General features: G+C 46.4%; 22 protein-coding genes. 18 read left to right on the top strand and 4 right to left on the bottom strand.

Going from position 1 to position 19,503, the window contains the following annotated elements; all coding sequences use genetic code 11:
- Positions 1 to 10: 10 nt before the first annotated feature.
- Complete coding sequence (locus C1S74_RS25440) at positions 11 to 1,351, bottom strand: sigma-54-dependent transcriptional regulator (RefSeq protein WP_045398945.1); 1,341 nt, start codon at positions 1,349 to 1,351, stop codon at positions 11 to 13.
- Positions 1,351 to 2,388: a MotY family protein gene (locus C1S74_RS25445; protein ID WP_045398761.1), complete on the bottom strand. Its 1,038-nt coding sequence runs from the start codon at positions 2,386 to 2,388 to the stop codon at positions 1,351 to 1,353. Before C1S74_RS25445 ends, C1S74_RS25440 begins: the two co-directional genes overlap by 1 nt.
- Positions 2,389 to 2,774: 386 nt before the next feature.
- Here C1S74_RS25445 and C1S74_RS25450 point away from each other — a divergent pair, with 386 nt between their 5' ends.
- The 9 genes from C1S74_RS25450 to lafA all read left to right on the top strand — a co-directional run bounded on the left by C1S74_RS25450 (position 2,775) and on the right by lafA (position 10,943).
- Positions 2,775 to 3,593 carry a FliM/FliN family flagellar motor switch protein gene (locus tag C1S74_RS25450; RefSeq protein ID WP_045398762.1) on the top strand — a complete coding sequence of 273 codons (819 nt, stop codon included), beginning with the start codon at positions 2,775 to 2,777 and terminating at the stop codon, positions 3,591 to 3,593.
- Positions 3,590 to 3,958: a flagellar motor switch protein FliN gene (gene fliN, locus C1S74_RS25455; protein WP_038868377.1), complete on the top strand. Its 369-nt coding sequence runs from the start codon at positions 3,590 to 3,592 to the stop codon at positions 3,956 to 3,958. The genes C1S74_RS25450 and fliN overlap by 4 nt, the downstream gene beginning before the upstream one ends.
- Before the next feature lie 18 nt (positions 3,959 to 3,976).
- Positions 3,977 to 4,744 carry a flagellar type III secretion system pore protein FliP gene (gene fliP / locus C1S74_RS25460; protein WP_045398763.1) on the top strand — a complete coding sequence of 256 codons (768 nt, stop codon included), beginning with the start codon at positions 3,977 to 3,979 and terminating at the stop codon, positions 4,742 to 4,744.
- 11 nt (positions 4,745 to 4,755) lie between these two features.
- Entirely contained in the window at positions 4,756 to 5,025 is a 270-nt protein-coding gene (gene fliQ / locus C1S74_RS25465) for a flagellar biosynthesis protein FliQ (RefSeq protein ID WP_038868373.1), read from the top strand.
- Positions 5,025 to 5,801 (top strand): flagellar biosynthetic protein FliR, encoded by a 777-nt coding sequence (gene fliR, locus C1S74_RS25470; RefSeq protein WP_038868371.1) that lies wholly within the window; start codon positions 5,025 to 5,027, stop codon positions 5,799 to 5,801. The genes fliQ and fliR overlap by 1 nt, the downstream gene beginning before the upstream one ends.
- A complete protein-coding gene (gene flhB / locus C1S74_RS25475) occupies positions 5,798 to 6,925 on the top strand; it encodes a flagellar biosynthesis protein FlhB (protein WP_045398764.1) in 1,128 nt (375 codons plus the stop codon). The genes fliR and flhB overlap by 4 nt, the downstream gene beginning before the upstream one ends.
- Before the next feature lie 31 nt (positions 6,926 to 6,956).
- Positions 6,957 to 9,047, top strand: coding sequence for a flagellar biosynthesis protein FlhA (gene flhA, locus C1S74_RS25480; RefSeq protein ID WP_038868367.1), 2,091 nt, complete (start codon positions 6,957 to 6,959; stop codon positions 9,045 to 9,047).
- A gap of 19 nt (positions 9,048 to 9,066) precedes the next feature.
- Positions 9,067 to 9,837 carry an EAL domain-containing protein gene (locus C1S74_RS25485; RefSeq protein ID WP_045398765.1) on the top strand — a complete coding sequence of 257 codons (771 nt, stop codon included), beginning with the start codon at positions 9,067 to 9,069 and terminating at the stop codon, positions 9,835 to 9,837.
- A 236-nt stretch (positions 9,838 to 10,073) separates the two neighbouring features.
- Positions 10,074 to 10,943, top strand: a complete 870-nt coding sequence (lafA, locus tag C1S74_RS25490; protein WP_038868362.1) for a lateral flagellin LafA — start codon at positions 10,074 to 10,076, stop codon at positions 10,941 to 10,943.
- A gap of 109 nt (positions 10,944 to 11,052) precedes the next feature.
- Here the strand turns inward: lafA and C1S74_RS25495 are convergent, their stop codons facing one another.
- On the bottom strand, positions 11,053 to 11,343 hold the full coding sequence (locus C1S74_RS25495) for a hypothetical protein (protein ID WP_038868358.1): 291 nt from the start codon (positions 11,341 to 11,343) through the stop codon (positions 11,053 to 11,055).
- A 415-nt stretch (positions 11,344 to 11,758) separates the two neighbouring features.
- Here C1S74_RS25495 and fliD point away from each other — a divergent pair, with 415 nt between their 5' ends.
- From fliD to C1S74_RS25540, 9 genes are all read left to right on the top strand, one after another.
- Positions 11,759 to 13,096, top strand: a complete 1,338-nt coding sequence (gene fliD, locus C1S74_RS25500) for a flagellar filament capping protein FliD (protein ID WP_045398766.1) — start codon at positions 11,759 to 11,761, stop codon at positions 13,094 to 13,096.
- Between the two features lie 19 nt (positions 13,097 to 13,115).
- Positions 13,116 to 13,502 (top strand): flagellar export chaperone FliS, encoded by a 387-nt coding sequence (gene fliS / locus C1S74_RS25505; RefSeq protein ID WP_038876432.1) that lies wholly within the window; start codon positions 13,116 to 13,118, stop codon positions 13,500 to 13,502.
- Complete coding sequence (locus C1S74_RS25510) at positions 13,486 to 13,806, top strand: hypothetical protein (protein ID WP_045398767.1); 321 nt, start codon at positions 13,486 to 13,488, stop codon at positions 13,804 to 13,806. Before fliS ends, C1S74_RS25510 begins: the two co-directional genes overlap by 17 nt.
- Complete coding sequence (locus tag C1S74_RS25515) at positions 13,803 to 14,855, top strand: flagellar hook-length control protein FliK (RefSeq protein WP_045398768.1); 1,053 nt, start codon at positions 13,803 to 13,805, stop codon at positions 14,853 to 14,855. Before C1S74_RS25510 ends, C1S74_RS25515 begins: the two co-directional genes overlap by 4 nt.
- A 22-nt stretch (positions 14,856 to 14,877) precedes the next feature.
- Entirely contained in the window at positions 14,878 to 15,387 is a 510-nt protein-coding gene (locus tag C1S74_RS25520) for a flagellar basal body-associated FliL family protein (RefSeq protein ID WP_038868346.1), read from the top strand.
- Between the two features lie 12 nt (positions 15,388 to 15,399).
- Positions 15,400 to 16,128, top strand: a complete 729-nt coding sequence (locus C1S74_RS25525) for a FliA/WhiG family RNA polymerase sigma factor (RefSeq protein ID WP_038876441.1) — start codon at positions 15,400 to 15,402, stop codon at positions 16,126 to 16,128.
- A 9-nt stretch (positions 16,129 to 16,137) separates the two neighbouring features.
- Positions 16,138 to 16,995, top strand: a complete 858-nt coding sequence (gene motA, locus C1S74_RS25530) for a flagellar motor stator protein MotA (RefSeq protein ID WP_038876444.1) — start codon at positions 16,138 to 16,140, stop codon at positions 16,993 to 16,995.
- Positions 16,995 to 17,987: a flagellar motor protein MotB gene (locus tag C1S74_RS25535; protein WP_045398769.1), complete on the top strand. Its 993-nt coding sequence runs from the start codon at positions 16,995 to 16,997 to the stop codon at positions 17,985 to 17,987. Before motA ends, C1S74_RS25535 begins: the two co-directional genes overlap by 1 nt.
- A 100-nt stretch (positions 17,988 to 18,087) precedes the next feature.
- The gene (locus C1S74_RS25540; protein WP_038868338.1) at positions 18,088 to 18,375 is read left to right on the top strand and encodes a hypothetical protein; all 288 of its coding nucleotides are present in this window, start codon (positions 18,088 to 18,090) and stop codon (positions 18,373 to 18,375) included.
- 10 nt (positions 18,376 to 18,385) lie between these two features.
- On the opposite strand, the gene C1S74_RS25545 is transcribed toward C1S74_RS25540, so the two are convergent.
- Complete coding sequence (locus C1S74_RS25545) at positions 18,386 to 19,156, bottom strand: PhzF family phenazine biosynthesis protein (protein ID WP_045398770.1); 771 nt, start codon at positions 19,154 to 19,156, stop codon at positions 18,386 to 18,388.
- Positions 19,157 to 19,503: the final 347 nt, after the last annotated feature.

Consider the following 19,503-nt stretch of genomic DNA (forward strand, 5'->3'; position numbering starts at 1 on the left):
ATTTCTCCTTTTAGGCAGCCGAGCCAAGCGCCGACTGTAAATCAATACCGTGTTCGCGCATTGCTGCAAGCTTGTAACGTAACGCTCGGGTAGACACACCCAAGGCATTTGCGGTTTTGGTTCGGTTTCCACCAAACTGACGTAATTTATCGAGGATGAACTGGAACTCAGCTTGCTTCTTCGCTTCAACATGACCAAAACTTGAGGTTGGCTCTGTGCAAGGGACTGGCGTCAGCAATTCAATTGGTAGCATCAGATCATGCGCAGTGATGTAATCACCGTGACGCATGACCAAAGCGCGTTGAATGACGTTTTCGAGTTCACGAATATTGCCCGGCCAGTGATATTGGCTTAGGGCAGCAATCGCATCTTGAGAAAGGTGACAGCGACTGCCATCTTGATATTTCCCAATAAAGAATTGGCTGATCGGTAAAATATCTTCTTTGCGTTCACGAAGCGGTGGCCAGTGCAGAGGCAAAACATCTAAGCGGTAGTAGAGATCTTCGCGGAACGTGCCTTTCTGCACTTCTTCACGCAAGTCTTTGTTGGTCGCAGCAATCACTCGAATATCGAGTTGAATGGCTTTGTGGCTACCAACACGTTCCACTTCACGCTCTTGTAATACACGTAACAACTTCGCCTGTACCGCAGGTGACATCTCACCAATCTCATCTAATAAAATAGTGCCACCGTTGGCTTCTTCAAACTTACCGCTTTGGGAATTGGTCGCCCCCGTAAACGCCCCTTTAACGTGGCCAAACAGCACGGCTTCCAGCATGGATTCCGGAATCGCAGCACAGTTCACCGCAATAAAAGGCCCATCAAGACGAGAAGATTGCTCATGGACATAACGAGCCAGCACTTCTTTACCCGTTCCCGACTCGCCAGTGATCAATACACTGGCGTTGGTGCAAGCTGCACGATGAGCCAGTTGTAAAACTTGTTTACTGCGCCATGACTCTGCAACAATGTTCGCCAAAGGTTTACCCAGAGCCTCAACACGCTTAAGCAAATTGAGTAACTGATTGGTCTCAAAAGGACGAAGCAAGTAATCGGTCGCACCGGACTTCATAGTCTCTGCGGCCAAAATACCTTGGTCTTGATCTACAATCGCAATCACGACACCCGAATTACGCTGTTTCTGATGACAAGCAACAAACTCGCGTACACACATATCCGGCAAGGTTGAGCTCACTAAGGTGATGCTCGCTCGCTCTTCCAGCAATGCACTTCGCCCAGTACGACTGTGCCTAGCGGTATACCCTGCGCTCCCCAGTACATCCAGTACATCCAGTACCGGCTGAGCAAGACGTTCATTTGGCTCAACCAACAAAATATCCGTTTTCGTCATCATTGAACCTTTACCTTCTCTTGTTGGGGTTGTTGTTTTACTTCTGAGTTGTTGTTAGCAAACTCGTTTTTGGTAATCACACGCTCGTTATCTCGAACTAAGCGCAACGTCACGCGGCGGTTCTTAGCCTGCCCTGCTTGGGTGTTATTGCTTGCAATTGGGTAGCGAGCTCCGTGCGCACGAACTTCAATCAAGTGAGGAGCAATGCCATTTGCAACGAGCTCATCTGCGACCTGTTGAGCTCGTTGGCGTGAAATCTTCAGATTAATTAATTGAGCACCAACATTGTCGGTATAACCGTCAACTAAGATTTTAGTGACGCGCTCATCAACAACAACATAACTATGCAAAGCGGCTAATGTGTTTTTTTGAGATGAGTTCAGTGCCTGTTGGCCAAACTGAAAAGGAAGAATCAGATCTCGAGCTTGAGAAAACGACAGCTTAGGTAACTGTTCTCGACATTGATTGAAAGACGCTAGTGCATGTTGGATTTGAATGGTTGGCAACGTGACACTATCTATGGCGGAAGGATTGCTTCCACTTAGTGACAGCGTAACCCAATTGCCTGATGCCATTTCAAGAATGAGCGAATCTGCACCAGTTAAGAACTCAAATCGGTGAGTAGGCTGCGCAAACGTATGCGATGCCTTTTCCTTCCTATAAAGCTCTTTATGCCACGGAGCACTCTGACTTCCTAACACAGCCTTTTCCCATTTATTGTTGTTATCTTGAACATCAGCAATAAAGAGAACTCGGTTATTTGGCTCTGCACGGAAATAAAACTTCCCCTGTGGAACAGTTGAATGCACTAAGTTGCATTCAAATTTATCACCCTTATATGACCAAGTGGAAATGTCCATAGGTATTGTGACACTTTCACCAGCCAATGTGAAATTAGTTGATGAGAGAGCAAACAAAAAAACTATTTTTAAAAATATAATTAAGCACCTTCCACCTTGGTATATCTTACATACCTCTGACTTAGATGATTTAATTAAACATGCCATTGAATTAGAAGATTCGGCATAGGTAATCATATTAATTCCCTATTCTGAAATATAAAAAATGGTCATTAAACGTTCAAAAAAGCTTAGAGAAATGCTTTAAAAAACGAACTTAACACCATAAAAACAAAGAGTTAAAAAACTCAAGCTCTAAAACTTATTCTACAACCAACGACTGCACTTGGTTGAAATAACAACGAATTAGCTCACTATTTGTTATAATTATTAATAACTGATTTATTAGTTCAAACTACCGTTTTTTAATTTTTATTAAAAGTGCCTATGCTTCGATTCAAATCAACATATGAACTAAAGTCACAATCTTTAAAGTTGAAACTAAAAGAATCTAAAAAAGTCTGTGTATGCTGTGCGCAATTAAGTTAAAACAGTTTCGTTTGTTAAGGCACGGTAAAATATAAATGGAAAGTAGAGTTAATGAGCCTATTTCTGACATCAAATTGCTTGATGTAGAACTGCTAGGCAAGCCAATTCATATCATTCGTGAAAAGCTCGAAATTTTAATTTCAGAATCTTGTACTAGCCTGACCAACGAGTTACAAAATTGGCTCAGCTCCAACAAAATTGAGGCGACCTTAACTTCGGTAGAGCTACATCGCTTCTCACCAACCTTGTTGGATAAAGACCAAACATCGAGCTATCTGCATCAAGAGGGTGGCATGGTCTTTATCCACAGTGATGCCCATACCTTAGTCAAGCTCGCCGACCGCTTTTATGGCGCAAGCAACGACCGCGCCTCGACCACGTTGACGGCCAGTGATCTTCGCCTTCAAGAACGCATCAGCCGTATCATTACCAACTGGCTTGCCCCCCAAGAGATGTGGCAAACCTGCGAGTACGAAACGCCGCGCGGAATTGGTTTGCATGCGGAGCTTGCGATCACATTCGAAGACTACCAAGGTTCCATTCATCTCAAACTCGATAGCACATTAATCCAAACCTTAATTGAGCAGCTTGAGCTTCATAGCGATGCTGATCTCTATCAACCGTTTTGTCGTTCATTGGAAACGACGCCTGTTCGCCTCAATGTCGTACTGAGCAAAAAGACCATGGCGCTCAGTGACGTAGCGGGCTTACAGCCTAACGATATTCTGCCTATCGAGCTGCTCAATACCGTACCAGTCAGCATCGGTAATCAACCTCTTTTCACTGGTCGTGTTGCAGAACAAGACGGTCAGCTTGTATTGATTTTTAACCCAGATAAGGAATCGCAGCGATGAGCGAAGCGCAAGAGAACCAAGCATTCGACGCCGATGAATTAAATTTTGACGACTTTCAGTTAGAGGACTTTGAAACGGAGCAAGCCTTCAAACCGGAGCCTGCCGCTGAGCGCGATTTAAGCTTTTTCAAAAGCATTCCCGTCACTGTGACCTTGGAAGTCGCTAGCAAAGAAATCCCATTGGGGGATTTGATGAAAGCGGGCGAAGGAACCGTGATCGAATTGGATAAACTCAATGGCGAGCCTTTAGATGTAAAAGTAAACGGGTCTCTGATGGGACAAGCGGAAGTCGTGGTCATTAACGACAAATATGGTCTTCGTCTTATTGATGTACACGACTCAGCGTTGAGCGGTGTTGGACGCTAAATTCCGGTGGGTTGCGTAATGAATTGTCTGAGTGTTTGGCAGCGTGGTTTGCCGTTGCTAGTATTGGGGTTGGTTGGCGTGCTGTTGTTTGCCTTCCCAGCCATGGCGGCAGATAACGGCTTGACCATTTTGTCGGTGTCCGATGGGGACACGCAACAAGAATACAGCGTTAAGCTCCAGATTCTGTTGCTCATGACCGCACTCAGTTTCTTACCAGCCTTTGTTTTGATGGCCACCAGCTTCACGCGAATCATTGTTGTTTTGGCGATCTTACGCCAAGCCTTGGGCCTGCAACAAAGCCCACCGAACCGCGTACTGGTTGGCATTGCATTGACACTCACTCTGCTCATCATGCGTCCGGTTTGGACTGACATCTACGATAATGCCTTCCAACCTTACGACAACGGTGAAATTACCTTGATACAGGCGTTCTCCGTTGCAGAAAAACCGGTCAGAAACTTCATGCTGGCGCAAACGCATCAAAGTTCGTTAGAGCAGATGCTACGCATTGCCAATGAACCCATCGACCAAAACGTCGAGGATATTTCTTTCGCCGTTGTACTCCCTGCGTTTGTCATCAGTGAACTGAAAACCGCCTTCCAAATTGGCTTCATGCTGTTCATTCCGTTTTTGATCATTGACCTTGTGGTCGCCAGTGTATTGATGGCAATGGGTATGATGATGCTTTCACCTCTGATCATTTCATTGCCATTTAAGTTGGTGATATTTGTTCTTGTCGATGGCTGGGCAATGACGGTTGGCACGCTTTCCGCCAGTTTCGGTTAGCAGGAGGCAATATGACACCTGAGTTAACCGTTACACTGTTTTCTGACGCAGTATGGCTGATCATTTTAATGGTAGCAGTCTTAGTCGTTCCGGGATTGATCGTCGGTCTTGGCATTGCGGTATTTCAAGCCGCAACCCAAATCAACGAACAAACCTTAAGTTTTTTGCCACGTCTACTGGTCACCCTGTTGATGGTGATTTTTGCAGGGCATTGGATGCTACGAAAAATCATGGAGCTGTTTGATTTCTTGTTCCATAACATTCCGGGAATGATCGGCTAATGGCGATCACGTTTGCGGAACTGTCTGTGATTCTCGGTCAACTTTGGTGGCCGTTTTTTCGCATCGGTGCGGTCTTTATTTCCATGCCATTCTTTGGCGATGCGTTGATTCCAGTTTGGGTCCGTAGCTTACTCGCCTTCTCTATCGTGGTGATCACCGCACCACTGATGCCACCCATGCCAGCAGTCGAACTGTTTTCTATGACTTCCTTGTTCCTTGCATTCGAACAAGCGATATGGGGGCTGATGTTTGGCCTTATTCTGCACATGCTATTCAATGTTTTTACCATGCTTGGTCAAATCGTTTCTTTGCAAATGGGCTTAGGCATGGCAATGATGAATGACCCGGTCAACGGCCTTTCCGTGGCAATTCTTGGTCGTATGTTCTTAATCTTCTCGACCTTATTATTTCTTGCTCTGGAGGGGCACTTGTTGGTTATCGACATCGTCATACAAAGCTTTGTCGTCTGGCCCGTTGGCTCTGGGTTAACCGCACTCTCGCTGAAAGGCGTGGTCAGTATTTTCGGCTGGATGTTCGCTTCTTCACTTGCTTTGGCTCTACCTGCCATTGTATCCATGCTGCTTGCAAACATTAGCTTTGGTGTGATGAATCGCGCCGCGCCTTCATTAAACGTTTACGCTCTGGGCTTCCCTATGACTATGCTGCTAGGTTTGTTCAGCGTCTTGATATCCGTTTCTGGTGTCCCTAGCCGTTACACCGCATTAGTGCATGACACCATTCGCCACTTGAATAACTTTATGTTGGGGGGCGCATGAACGATCAGTCATCACAAGACAAAACCGAAAAAGCCTCCCCCCAGAAAGTCAAAAAAGCTCGCCAGGAAGGACAAATTCCTCGTGCAAAAGAATTCACCACCGCCGTGATTTTCTTAGCGGTCGCCTTGTACTTTTACTCTCAGCTCAGCAGTATTTGGGAAAGCATGACAGGTATATTCCGTTACAACATGGCCTTAACCCGTGCTGATTTAGACAATCCAAAACAAATGGTAGAGCAACTTGGGCAGAGTTTGGCGGTCATCATTGAAATGCTATTGCCCCTCTTCACAGTCATCATTATCGTGACATTTGGCAGCAGCATGATCTTGGGAGGTTGGATGTTCCGACCAGCCAATGTGTTACCAAAGCTCTCCAAACTCAATCCTATTTCGGGCATCAAACGTATTTTCTCAACCCGCTCAGTTGTAGAACTGGTGAAATCGACATTCAAGGTCGCGGTCATCTTTGGCATTCTCTATGGCTACTTAGATAATCACCTCCAGCCTTTACTTGGTATGCAAAATTTGCCGCTTAGCCAAGGCTTTTCAATGGTCATGTCGATACTGTTTGAAGGCTTATTATTGATGGGGTTTGCCTTACTTCTGTTTGGTGTGATTGATATTCCCTACCAACGTTGGGAGCACCTAAAAGAACTGCGCATGACGAAGCAGGAGCTCAAAGAAGAGTTCAAAAATAACGAAGGCCGCCCAGAGGTCAAACAGCGTATTCGTCAGATTCAACAACAGTTCGCGCGACGTAAAATCGACAAGATGGTGCCCACTGCAGATGTGATCATCACCAACCCAACCCACTACGCAGTCGCATTGAAATACGAACCTTCACTTTCAGACGCCCCATTTGTGGTCGCAAAAGGCGTCGATGAAACGGCCATGCACATCCAACGCATCGCACGCGAGAACAAAGTCGAGATCATCAACTCGCCGCCACTGACTCGTTCGATTTATCACACAACCGCGATTGAGCAAGCTATTCCGAGCCAGCTATTTATCGCCGTTGCACACATTCTTACGTATGTTTTGCAATTGAAAGCCTTTCGTAAAGGCGACGGACAAGCGCCGACGCCTTTGCCTCATTTTTCAATTCCAAAGCATTTGCAGCACTGATTAACCCGCGTTTACCCAAGGACACGAAAGTATGCTTAACCGGTTAAAACAACTTCAATCCTCCACCAAAGGCTACATTGGTATTCCAATCGTCTTGTTGATGGTGTTGGCAATGGTCATATTGCCGCTACCGCCACTATTGTTGGATGCGCTGTTTACCTTCAATATTGTCTTAGCGATCTTGGTATTGCTGGTCAGCACCACGGCGAAGCGACCGCTCGACTTTTCGATTTTTCCAACCATTCTTTTGGTCGCCACGCTACTTCGCCTTACGTTAAACGTCGCATCTACCCGTATCGTCTTGTTAGAAGGCCATAACGGCAGTGATGCCGCAGGTAAAGTCATCCAAGCCTTTGGTGAAGTGGTGATCGGCGGAAACTACGTAGTCGGTATGGTGGTGTTCATCATTTTGATGATCATAAACTTTGTCGTGATCACCAAAGGTGGTGAGCGTATTTCCGAAGTATCGGCACGTTTTACCTTGGATGCTCTTCCGGGTAAACAGATGGCCATCGATGCCGATTTAAACGCTGGCTTGATTGACCAAGAAACCGCCCGTCAACGTCGTAAAGAAGTGGCAAACGAAGCCGACTTCCACGGTTCTATGGATGGTGCGTCTAAATTTGTTCGTGGTGATGCGGTCGCAGGTTTGCTGATCTTGTTCATCAACATCATTGGTGGTATCAGCATTGGTGTGTTCGAACACGGTTTACCAGCATCAGAAGCCTTTAAGACTTACGCACTGCTAACCATCGGTGACGGCTTAGTTGCACAGATCCCATCGCTATTACTGGCAACCGCAGCCGCCATTATCGTTACTCGCATTAACGACAGCGATAACGGCATGTCGGAAACCATGCACAAGCAGCTTCTAGCAACACCTGCTACTCTATTCACCGTTGCGGTAATCATGACCGTGATTGGTTTAGTTCCGGGAATGCCTCACCTCGCCTTCTTCACCTTTGCTGCCGTATTGGCGTTTGCAGGCTGGCGACAAAGCAAACAACCGGTTCAAGACCCACAAATAGAACAAGTCGAAGCCCTTTCTCAAGCGATGCAGGAAGAAGAAGCCGCACTGACTTGGGATGATATTCCACACGTCCATACCCTATCTTTGGCGCTCGGTTACCGTTTGGTGCACTTGGTAAACAAAGAACAAGGCGCCCCTTTGGCACAGCGTATTCGCGGTGTACGCCGAAACCTGTCTGAGCAAGTGGGTTTTCTGCTACCAGAAGTTCGTATCCGCGACAACCTCAGCCTAAAACCAAACCAGTACACCATCGCGCTAAATGGCGAAGTAATTGAGCAAGGCTTGATTGAGCCAGAACGTTTAATGGCGATCGCCGTGGGGGAAACCTACGGTGAAGTCGACGGTATTTTGGGCAGCGACCCTGCCTACCAACTGCCTGCAGTTTGGATTGAACATCAAGATAAAGCCAAAGCACTGAATATGGGTTATCAAGTCGTTGACGATGGTACTGTCATCGCCACGCACATCAGCAAAATCATGAAAACCAATTTGGCTGAATTGTTTACCCATGACGATGTTGAAGCTATGACTCAACGACTCACGGCACAAGCACCTAAATTAGCCGAGGCCTTAGCCGCTGCACTGACCCCAGCACAGCAGCTTAAGGTTTACCGTCAGCTTCTGCTTGATCAAGTGCCTCTAAAGGACATTCGTACCATTGCTAACACCATGTTGGAGTCTTCTGAGAACACTAAAGACCCAATTTTACTCGCGGCAGATGTACGCTGCGCACTAAAACGTACCTTGGTGAACTTGGTCGCAGGACAAAAGAACGAGCTCAATGTCTATGCGCTTTCAGACGAGTTAGAGCAAATGTTGATGACCTCTCTGCAACAAGCACAAGCTGCGGGCACCGTGATGCTAGACAGTTTCCCGATAGAACCGAACATTCTTGGTCAGTTCCAACAAAACTTGCCTTTAATTCGTCAACAACTCAAGCAACAGGGCTTACCACCAATCTTATTAGTGATGCCTCAGTTACGCCCATTGTTGGCTCGTTATGCTCGTACCTTTACTCAAGGACTCGCGGTATTGTCCTACAATGAAATCCCAGAAAATAAACAGATCAACGTGGTAGGAAACCTTGGTTAATCTCATATCAACGAAAGCGATGTACGATTATTTATGTGGCCTTGCGCTGCAACACATTGTCACGGACGACGACCAACTGGTGTTTGATGCACTCAAGCACAACGACATTCAACACGCCTGTCAGGCCATCCGTGAAACTAAAACTGGCGAGGTGGAATACCAACACCTTACGTTGCGCTTTGGCCTACGCGGCGAGCAGAGTGTCTATCAGTTTCAGTTATCAGAGCAAATGCAATATTGCTTAGATCTGTACAGCTTGTACTTAGCTCTAAGACAGACTCAATTCCAACTCGAAACGTTTCACCCTGATTTAATCAGCAATGTGGTGGTTCCCATCCGCATTGATGCCCTGCTCTGGCAGTCTGGTGCGCACTTCTTGAATCAGATGATTCTGTTCCATAATGCGGCCTTTCAACATGTTATCCCTTCCCTTCAAGCCGATGAGACCTTATGTCTGCACGATAGAGTGACTCCTTTGGTAGAACAATTGAAAGAGAACGCCTTTGCCTTATGGTTTGAAGTCTCGACACATCAAACACACTTCGAGCGCATCACCGAATTTGACCCTGATATGATCAAACTGTCCGTGACGATGGAAAACAAACAAGAGCAACATGCATTTCTACCCATTGCGCGATTTTTAAGGGGTAACCACATTTCTTGGGTTGCCGGGAGAGTCGCAAGTCAAAGTGAACTCAACCGCTATCGATTACTTGGTGCGAGTTATTACTTCGGCTATTTCAGTGATATTCCCACCTCATTGTCGTTTAAATCGTTTGATGATGAATAAACCACCCAAAAGCAAAAGGGCGAATTCCGAGACAAGAATTCGCCCTTTTTTCTGTCTAATTAACCTTAAACAGTCAATATTCTGGAATGTAAGTCACTAAAAACCATCAAATTAGCGCTTTTCGATAAAATTTTTAAATTTCCAATTAATCATTAAAACGAATCGACCGCCTCTAGTTAGTGAGCAAGGGAGAATCCCGAAGCCTGAAAGAATAGTGAAAAACTAAGGAGACCAAGATGGCTTTATCTATGCATACTAACTTCGCATCGCTTGTAACTCAGAACACGCTGAACAATACAAGTAACCTACTTAACACGTCTATGGAACGTTTGAGCACGGGTTACCGTATCAACTCAGCAGCAGACGATGCAGCAGGTCTACAAATTGCTACCCGTCTTGAGTCTCAAACTCGCGGCATGAGCGTTGCAATGCGTAACTCGCAAGACGGCATTTCAATGATGCAAACTGCGGAAGGCGCGATGGATGAAATGACAAACATCGTATACCGCATGAACGACCTAGCAACACAGGCTTCGAACGGTTCTGTATCGGCAAACGACCGCACGGCACTAAACGAGGAATACCAGCAGCTAGGTGAAGAGCTCGCGAACATCATGGACTCAACGAGTTTTGGTGGTAACAAGCTTCTACAAGATGCTGGTACATTTGGTGCAGCAGCTGTTAACTTCCAAATTGGTACTCAAGCAGGCGAACAACTTGAAGTTGACGTATCAACGCAAGTGCAAGCAATCAACGCTTCAATCGGCACATCTGGTGCACTAGCAGTTGGCGACCTAACATCTGAAGCAAATGCTCAAACTGCAATGACAGCACTGACTGGCGCGACCGGTGATGCAGGTCTTCTAGGTCAAATCGGTACTGCACGTTCAGCATTAGGTGCGAACATCAACCGTCTTGAGCACACGATGACAAACCTAGGCAACATGGTTGAAAATACGTCAGCTGCGAAAGGCCGTATCACTGACGCTGATTTTGCCGTTGAATCTTCAAACATGACGAAGAACCAAATGCTAATGCAAGCAGGCACAACGGTTCTTTCTCAAACGAACCAATTGCCAGGTATGGCAATGTCGCTACTTCGTTAATCAACGATTAAGCTCAGTAGCCCCCAATAAGGCTGTTGATTTAATCCGTCCGAAAGTCAAACCTCCCAGTATTTGGGAGGTTTTTTTTGTTCTTAATGATGCCAAACACTTAGCGACGAATATAGATACCGCTAGCATCACGGGTTTGGTTCGCAGTTGGGACACGAAAACCCGCTTTGAGCATGGTGTTATGTAGCACCTTATTAAACAGCTCCAATTCAGCCGATTCAACACCACGGTCACGTTGGTAGCTTTTTAACTCAGGGAAACGAGAAACCGCTTCAATACGGATGCTTGCCAACTCCTCGGCATTAATGTTCTGTTTACTGCGCAGTTTGGTTCCAATAAATGCCTCGTAAGCACGTGCACACTTCATCAGTCGTAAAACAAATTCATTCATTACTGTCGTTCTTTTAATTTTTAATTGGGGGAAATAGCCAGACGTAAGCAACCACAAAAATTGCAGGGGCATAAGATAACAAAACTTCACCTTCCGACAGGGTCAGAAAAATCTGAATCCTTTAGCAGTAAACACCGAAATCTGCTCACTATGCGTACAGCAGCATAGCAAGTCATTCCTCTCCTATTTAATTAAATCATTTGCTTATTCTGGTCGCCTTTTCTCTTTGGGAAACCCCGGGAATTACCAAGGGGAAAGCGGAACCATCAAGGTGGAAAAAGCGCTTCCTCTCAAATAGCAAAAACCACTGCAAGATACTGTTATATATAAAAATAAATAACAGGCACGCATCTTGCGATTGTTCATTTATTACTGGCACAAGACGCCAAATACAGATGAGAGAGGGAGCGACCTCATGAGTTCATTAGATCCAATCACCATGGCAACCCAGTTCGCCACGTTAGATGTTCAGCCATTTCAACAACGCTACCAGTTTCAAGCGGATAAATACCAAGCTCAACTGACAGCACTAGGAAAAGTAGAAAGCGCGCTGCGTGATTTCCGCACAGCCGTCAATGAGATGAACAGCAGTACCAGTAGCATAATCAAGAACACGGCGACGCTCTCTCAAGATGGGTACTTCTCGGCTAACGCCGATGCCAACGCCATGTCGGGCAACTACCAAATTTTCGTTGAGCAAGTCGCGACCTCACATCAGCTCTCTACAGGCATGCCAGCAAATTTGGATGCCACAACAGAAATACCGACCACAGGCACATTGGAATTCACCATTGATGGCGAAACCATGACGTTGGATCTATCAACTGTTGATACCGATGGGGATGGCAAAGCAACCGTGACTGATTTGGTCAGTGCTATCAATAACAATGCTGACAATCCCGGTGTCAACGCCACATTAGTGCGCTCAAACGGTCAAACGCATTTCATGTTGTCGAGCACTGAAACAGGCGTTACGAACACCATCAATGTAAACGCCTCTGGCACGGGGCAAGCTTGGTTTGAAGATGCCTTTACCAACACAACTGAAATCAGTAAACCACAAGATGCCGTGATTTGGCTCGGCGCGGAAGGCACTGGACTTCAGTTGACTAACGCAAGTAACACCTTTGAAGGCGTGATTGATGGCGTCGACATCACGGTCACGAAAGCACAAACCTCAGGTGAAGCGGCAGTAGGGCTGGGGATTGGCGCTGACAGCGAAGGCACAAAAGAACAACTCAATAAGTTTGTTGAAGCCTACAACTCTCTGGTTTCGACGCTTGATGAATACACTCAAATCGGCGGTGAAGACAAAGCTCGTGGCGTGCTCGCCAGTGACCCAACGCTACGCTCAATTGAAAGCCAGTTAACTAATTTGGTGCGCGGAGAACATGGTGGAATGCGACTGAATGAAATCGGCATCACCCTTGACCGCAGCGGAAAAATGAAAGTGGACCAAGATAAGTTTACCGAAGCACAGAAGAACAACAGTGCTGGATTAGAGGCGATGTTTAATGGCGACGGAGCCTTGTTGGATTCGCTCGATGATATGGCGGAACCTTTCCTAAAATTCTCATCTGGCACCTTTAATTCACGTAAAGACGCCCTGCAAGCCAACTTAGACCGCATCGAGGACAAGCAAACTACGCTAGAGCGTAAATACGAGATGTCGTACAACCGCTACCTCTCCCAATTTACCCAAATGAACACCTTAATGACGCAAATGAACCAAACCATGTCGATGTTTGGTTAAGCCTTTAGGAGAAATAATTATGCTCATGGATTCTGGCTACGACTCATACCAACAAGTCGATCTGGATGCGCAAGCCGCATCCGCCAACCCACACCAACTGGTGGTGATGTTAATTGATGGTCTGCTTGATGAAGTTGAACGTGTTCGAGGCCATCTCGCGGCCAATCGTCTGGCAGAAAAAGGCACAGGCATCAACAAATGCATGAACATCTTAATTGGTTTAAGCAGTGCCCTAGATGAAGAAAATGGCGGCGAAATTGCAGAGAACCTACGCCAACTGTATGACTTCTGCCAAGTTGAGCTGTATTACACCAGCGTGCAAAACGACGCAACCCGTTTAGACAATGTCGAGCGAGTAATGGGCAACATTCGAGAAGGATGGGTGAATTTTGGACAGCAAGCATAAAGTGTCGCCAGAGCGATTTCGCCACTTATCAAAACTGATCCAAATCGCCACAAAAACGGCCGATTGGCCAGCACTGAAACGCTACGACCTACAGTTGCGTGAACTGCTGATCAGTCATAAGCCGTATCTTAAAGATCCAAAACTCGCTCCTGAAATTCAGCGGGCAAAAGCGGTGCATGCGTGCGCTTTCACCGCTCTAGAAAAAGCCACCTGCGAATTAAAACAAGAGATGAGCAAGGTGAATGATCAACAAGAACGAGCGATGGCTTATCAGCTCGCGATGACAATGGAGCTCACGCAATGATGGTAACCAATTCAATGCCTGCAAGTGCGCCTTCTCAGTCGTCAGCAGGGAAAATCTCACAAGCGCGTTCAGAGCAAGGCTTTTCGCACCCCAGTTCAACCGCGGTAAACCAACAGCACCAAACCAACGCACCTCTTGTTGTTGCGGGGTTTCGTTTAAATGCGCAAGCCTTACCGACGCAAGTTACCCAGCCAAAAGCTGAAACACCTGAACTCAACGCTGAAGTGACCTCAGCTGAAGCATTGTTGATTGCGGTTCCTGCCACCATGGATCTCGCCACTCAAGCGCAAGCCCTAATCCAAGGAATGAGCAAAACCGCGGTTAAGCAAGGCGAAACAAATCAACTTGCGCAAGTATCGGCAGGTAAGGCGTCTCAAAGCACAAATGTCGGAAACCAAGTAAACCCAATGCTTAACACCACAGTGCAGGAGAACCAAAGCTCCCCTAAAGCCATCGCAACGAGCGCACTAAAGGTATCGGCTTCGGACTTGCAAACTCTGCTTAATCAACCAGCTCAAGGACAAGTGTTAGCGACCAACCCACAAGCGCAAACACCAACAGCGCCGCATTCGAACCCAACCTCACCATTAGCAGCCACTCAAGCTCAAGGTGCGGAGTGGGCTGCCGTACGTGTTGATACCAGTTCCGGTAAATGGGGTGAGCAAATGATGCAGGTTTTACACGACCGTGTGACCTTACAAGCGCAGCAAAACTTGCAAGAAGCCAAAATACGCTTAGACCCACCAGATCTCGGTAAGTTGGATTTATTGGTTCGTGTCGAAGGGGATCGTTTGAGCGTGCAAATTAACGCCAACACAGCCGCTACGCGTGAAGCATTAATGCAAGTGTCCGAGCGTTTACGTGCTGAGCTTCAAGAGCAGAACTTTGTTCATGTGGATGTCAATGTCGGTTCGGATCAAGGTCAAGACCGTCATGACCATGAGAGCCCACAAGAAGACACCACTATTTTTTCGGCTCGTGAATCCGGCACTTTTCAATCAAATACAACAACAAACTATTCAGAGCATTGGCTGAACACTCAAGCCTAATTAATCATCGAGGAAAAAGGTTATGACCAAACAACAAATGATCGCCCTGTTTATCGCCATGATCATCACCAGTGCCCTCGTTTCGGCCGCCACGGTGGTTGGCGGTATTTGGTACATAAATAAAAGTTCAGAATCCGCCTCATCGGAATCAGGCGTCAGCGCTTTTTTGGAGGATTCTCCACTCGCGTTCTTAACAGCAGAAGAACCTACCAGCAACGGACCGAGTTTTCACCCATTGGACAAAGTGGTGCTGACTATCAAAGGTAAAAAGCAGACGCACTTTGTGATGCTGGAACTGGCCGTAGAAACGCGTCGTCCAGAGCGCATTAAGAACATCGATAACTACATGCCAATGGTACAAAACTCATTGCTCAAGCTGTTCAGCGATAAAACCTTTGATGAGCTACAGCAGGCGGGGTCTATCGATATTCTGCAAAACGAAGTCAAAGAGACCTTACTCTTAGCGTTTGCGAAAACTGACATCGTGCGTGATATCGATGATGTTCTATTGACCAAATACGTTGTGCAATAACGGAGCACGACTATGTTGGAGATGAACTTACAGGAAAGTTATACCGCGACGGAGGAAGTGAATACGCCGTCTCGCCAGATTGACGAAAACGCACTGCTGCAACGCCATCAAATCATGGTGAAACGCGTCGTAAACCAACTGCGCGTTCATGCTACTTCGCATTGCAGCATTGAAGACATGCAGCAAATTGGCCTAATTGCGCTCGTCGAAGCAGGACGTCGTTATGGGGATGTGGATGACACACACTTCCCCGCTTTTGCCGTTTGTCGGGTTCGTGGCGCTATTTTAGACGAGCTTCGCCGCTTAGATTGGCGCTCACGTAAGACCCGTCAACAAGCACACGAACTAAACGACGTCACACGTGACCTAACCCGTGAACTTGGCAGAATGCCTACCGATGCCGAGATCATTAAAGCACTCGGCACTGATGAGCAAGACTTCTACAACCGCCAAAATGCAGCGCTGGCGGGCGAAATGCAGAGCCTTGATCAATTAATGGAAACAGGGGGAGACAGCCACTTCGGCGGTCAATACGACGGGATGGAACATGAACATATTCGTCGTAGCTTAGATTGCGCACTTAGCAAAATGTCGAAGCGCGACCAGTTGCTACTGACTCTGTTTTATCAACACGAACTCAACCTACATGAAATCGCGCTCGTGCTCGATCTGACGCCACCTCGCATCTGTCAGTTGCACAAACAAGCGCTTAAACAACTCAATCAATTAATGTCCTCTTAGGAGTCAAAGATGCAAAAGTTTTTTGGAGCCATTACCGTCCTGTTGTGTGTCTTTGGTGGATACATGTGGGCAGGAGGTAAACTTGGTGCGATTTGGCAACCGGCCGAGTTTCTGATCATCATCGGAGCCGCAGCTGGCTCTCTGATCATCGGTAACCCGCCTCAAGTGTTAAAAGAAATGCGTCAGCAAGTACGTGCAACGATTTCTGGCCCGCGTCAGGAATACGAGTACTACATGGAGCTGATGGCACTACTGAATAACCTGCTAGAAACCGCACGCAGTCGTGGTTTTAAATTCCTAGATTCACACATTGAATCACCGGAACAAAGCTCGATCTTCCTCGCGTACCCAAAAGTGAGCAACGATCATCGCCTTATTTCGTTCATTACCGACAATTTACGTTTAATGGCAATGGGACAAATGTCGCCTCATGAATTAGAGGGACTGCTAGAACAAGAAATCGAAGCCATTCAAACCGAGATGTTACTGCCTTCACGCTCAATGCAGCGCACTGCAGAAGCACTTCCCGGATTCGGTATTCTTGCCGCAGTCGGTGGCATCATCATCACCATGCAAGCCATTGATGGTTCCATTGCGCTGATTGGTTATCACGTTGCCGCTGCCCTCGTTGGTACGTTCATTGGTATTTTTGGTTGTTACTGTTGTTTAGATCCACTCAGTAATGCCATGGCTCAGCGAGTCAGACGAAACATGACGGCTTTTGAATGCGTGCGCGCCACCTTGGTTGCTTATGTCGCGAAGAAGCCAACATTACTCGCCATCGACGCTGGCCGTAAACACATTCAGTTAGACATCAAACCAACTTTCAACCAAATGGAGAAGTGGCTAGCTGAACAGGAGGGATAATGCAAAAACAAGAACATGTGGTGTTCAAACGCGCGAAAGCACATAACCATGATGAGTTTCATGGTGGCGCGTGGAAAGTCGCGTTTGCCGACTTCATGATCGCGTTGATGGCGCTGTTTCTTGTCCTTTGGGTCATGCAAGTGGTCGACAAGGAAGAGCGCAAAGCCATTGTCGCGCACCTTCATAGTTCGAGCGTTTTTGATAAGAGCTACGGTAACCCTTTCGATACCTCACAAAGTATCTCTCCTATCGACTTGGCACAGGACTCTTCTGTGCCAAGCAAACACAACTCAAACCACGTCGTCAGTTCCTTCTTCCAAGGTGATGGCGATGGCCCAGAGATTGACTCGCTTATCCCAGGTAATTTCGACACCCAAGAGCAACTTGCTCTACTGGCTAAAGTAATTGATGAAGTCGTAGGTCAAATCAGCGCGCAAGGTAACGTGAATGTCACCATTACACCGCAAGGGTTGCGTATTGTGCTGCAAGATGATTACAAACAGCATATGTTCAGCCGAGGTGGCGCCGAGTTGACGCCTTTCTTTGAAGACTTATTACTTGCTTTAGCTCCAGTGTTTGAGCGCATCAGTAACCCAGTCATCATCAGTGGGCACACCGATTCTACTCCGTTTAAAAAACGCTTTGGAAAGCAATCTAACTGGGCGCTTTCGGCTTCACGAGCGGATGTCGCGAGAAACACCTTAGTCGAGGGTGGCATGCCGGATGAGCGTGTGATGCAAGTGACAGGCATGTCGGATCGCGCGTTACTTAATCCTAACGAGCCCGATTCGAGTGAAAACCGTCGTATCGAGTTGTTTATTCTGACCACGCCAGCCGCGCAAGTGCTAGAGACCTTCTTCGGTAATCAAGAAGGCAGTGAACTACAGAAAGCCAAGCAAAAAGCAGAATTTAACCAACCCGTGATCAGGCAAGAAGTGATTCGCTATTCGGTGGACTCAGAAACGCCAAAAGCGAAAATTCAAGACCTCTAAAATCAAAAAAGGTCACAACAAATACATGGTGTGACCTTTCATCTCGATTGCTGTTTGCATTGCTAATAATTGTTGCTATCACTGTTTAGTTGAGTTCTATATGCCTGTACGCGCGCCCAATAAAACCCAAAAAGATTCGCTCAAAAAAGCCTTTCTTTGGTTGATCATTTTTGATTATCTGTTGCTGGCATTCTTTCTAACTCAACTGCCAAGCCTTAATCTGAATAGTGGCACCATGATCAGCTTATTATTGGTCGTGTATAACATCTTGCTAGTTTCGCTTTGTTACCAACGCACCAGTAAGCAAGACTCTTACATCATTTATCCCGTACTCTCTGCAACGCTACTGGCGTTCGTCTGCTTTTTGTATTTCTTCTTTTTGGTGTGAGTCCCACGGCCTAGAGTTTTCGCACTCGCACCGACGCAGAAATCACGATCGTATCTGCACTTAGCTTCGCAATTTGGAAAAAGCCCCCCTTCTCTGAAAGCTGAGAAGCATTCAGTGAGTCGACGTCCAACTTCTTAAACCAATATGGCGCTAACGTGCATTGTGCCGAGCCCGTTGCAATATCCTCATCAATCCCAATTTTGGGTGCAAAATAGCGCAATACGTAATCGTTAGGGCCTCGTTGAGCGGTAACCATCACCGCATGGAAATCTCGGATTTGTTTTAGGCAAGTAAAATCTGGTTGGTAACGTTTCACTTGCTGTTCTGATTCCAACACCACAACAAGATCGCGAGTAGTAAACACATCGACTGCCTGCACTCCCGATAGCTCCAGGTTTAACAAGCTTAAATCCAAACTCGTCGGCACTGGCTTACCTTCCCATGATGGAAATGCCATTTGATACTGGCAGCCATGCTTAACGATAGTAATGTCGCCATAATCACTGTGTAACTTAACAGAGCGCTGCTTTAGGCGAGCAATCAAGGCCGCACCAGCCCCCATACTGCCATGACCACATAAGTTGATCTCGCTGGTCAAGGAAAACCAACGAATGTGCCAACAGTTACCGATATGACTAAGAAATGAGGTGACAGGTTGTGCGACACTTTGTGCAATCGACAACATCTCTGAATCACTTAACCACTGAGACAAAAACACCACGCCACAAGGGTTACCTTGCGCTTGTTCAGAACAGAATACATCGTAAACTTGGGTATCGATAACTCACCTCATATCGCTAGCAGCCAAAAAACATAATGTTCATTATTAACGCATTTTCCAAATTAGAGAAAAACACTATTTTTCATCCATTGATAGGGAAAATATCGTGCAACAAATCATTAAGCAAGTGTACACATATCAATAATTGAATTTAGGAGGCTATTTATCTCTCTTTCTGGTTTCAACATTTCGCTCAGATAACAAATCAAAGGAATGAAAAAAGGAAGCATGTAATGCTTCCTTAAAACGTGTTATCTATCGTTAACATTCATCGGATCATTAGATAGAAAATAACCCCAGTAAAGAAACCAAGGATAAATATCAGAGACTTGCTGCGTTTACTTAAT

This window comes from Vibrio hyugaensis (assembly GCF_002906655.1).
Taxonomy (GTDB): Bacteria; Pseudomonadota; Gammaproteobacteria; order Enterobacterales; family Vibrionaceae; genus Vibrio; species Vibrio hyugaensis.

Excerpts from the sequence above, each read along its gene's own strand:
- C1S74_RS25515 (WP_045398768.1), top strand. The coding sequence starts at position 13,803 with ATGATGGTAACCAATTCAATGCCTGCAAGTGCGCCTTCTCAGTCGTCA.
- C1S74_RS25525 (WP_038876441.1), top strand. The coding sequence starts at position 15,400 with ATGTTGGAGATGAACTTACAGGAAAGTTATACCGCGACGGAGGAAGTG.
- C1S74_RS25450 (WP_045398762.1), top strand. The coding sequence starts at position 2,775 with ATGGAAAGTAGAGTTAATGAGCCTATTTCTGACATCAAATTGCTTGAT.
- fliD (WP_045398766.1), top strand. The coding sequence starts at position 11,759 with ATGAGTTCATTAGATCCAATCACCATGGCAACCCAGTTCGCCACGTTA.
- C1S74_RS25535 (WP_045398769.1), top strand. The coding sequence starts at position 16,995 with ATGCAAAAACAAGAACATGTGGTGTTCAAACGCGCGAAAGCACATAAC.
- flhB (WP_045398764.1), top strand. The coding sequence starts at position 5,798 with ATGAACGATCAGTCATCACAAGACAAAACCGAAAAAGCCTCCCCCCAG.
- fliR (WP_038868371.1), top strand. The coding sequence starts at position 5,025 with ATGGCGATCACGTTTGCGGAACTGTCTGTGATTCTCGGTCAACTTTGG.
- C1S74_RS25445 (WP_045398761.1), bottom strand. The coding sequence starts at position 2,388 with ATGATTACCTATGCCGAATCTTCTAATTCAATGGCATGTTTAATTAAA.
- C1S74_RS25540 (WP_038868338.1), top strand. The coding sequence starts at position 18,088 with ATGCCTGTACGCGCGCCCAATAAAACCCAAAAAGATTCGCTCAAAAAA.
- fliN (WP_038868377.1), top strand. The coding sequence starts at position 3,590 with ATGAGCGAAGCGCAAGAGAACCAAGCATTCGACGCCGATGAATTAAAT.
- fliP (WP_045398763.1), top strand. The coding sequence starts at position 3,977 with ATGAATTGTCTGAGTGTTTGGCAGCGTGGTTTGCCGTTGCTAGTATTG.
- motA (WP_038876444.1), top strand. The coding sequence starts at position 16,138 with ATGCAAAAGTTTTTTGGAGCCATTACCGTCCTGTTGTGTGTCTTTGGT.
- C1S74_RS25495 (WP_038868358.1), bottom strand. The coding sequence starts at position 11,343 with ATGAATGAATTTGTTTTACGACTGATGAAGTGTGCACGTGCTTACGAG.
- fliS (WP_038876432.1), top strand. The coding sequence starts at position 13,116 with ATGCTCATGGATTCTGGCTACGACTCATACCAACAAGTCGATCTGGAT.
- lafA (WP_038868362.1), top strand. The coding sequence starts at position 10,074 with ATGGCTTTATCTATGCATACTAACTTCGCATCGCTTGTAACTCAGAAC.
- C1S74_RS25485 (WP_045398765.1), top strand. The coding sequence starts at position 9,067 with ATGTACGATTATTTATGTGGCCTTGCGCTGCAACACATTGTCACGGAC.
- C1S74_RS25440 (WP_045398945.1), bottom strand. The coding sequence starts at position 1,351 with ATGACGAAAACGGATATTTTGTTGGTTGAGCCAAATGAACGTCTTGCT.
- fliQ (WP_038868373.1), top strand. The coding sequence starts at position 4,756 with ATGACACCTGAGTTAACCGTTACACTGTTTTCTGACGCAGTATGGCTG.
- flhA (WP_038868367.1), top strand. The coding sequence starts at position 6,957 with ATGCTTAACCGGTTAAAACAACTTCAATCCTCCACCAAAGGCTACATT.
- C1S74_RS25520 (WP_038868346.1), top strand. The coding sequence starts at position 14,878 with ATGACCAAACAACAAATGATCGCCCTGTTTATCGCCATGATCATCACC.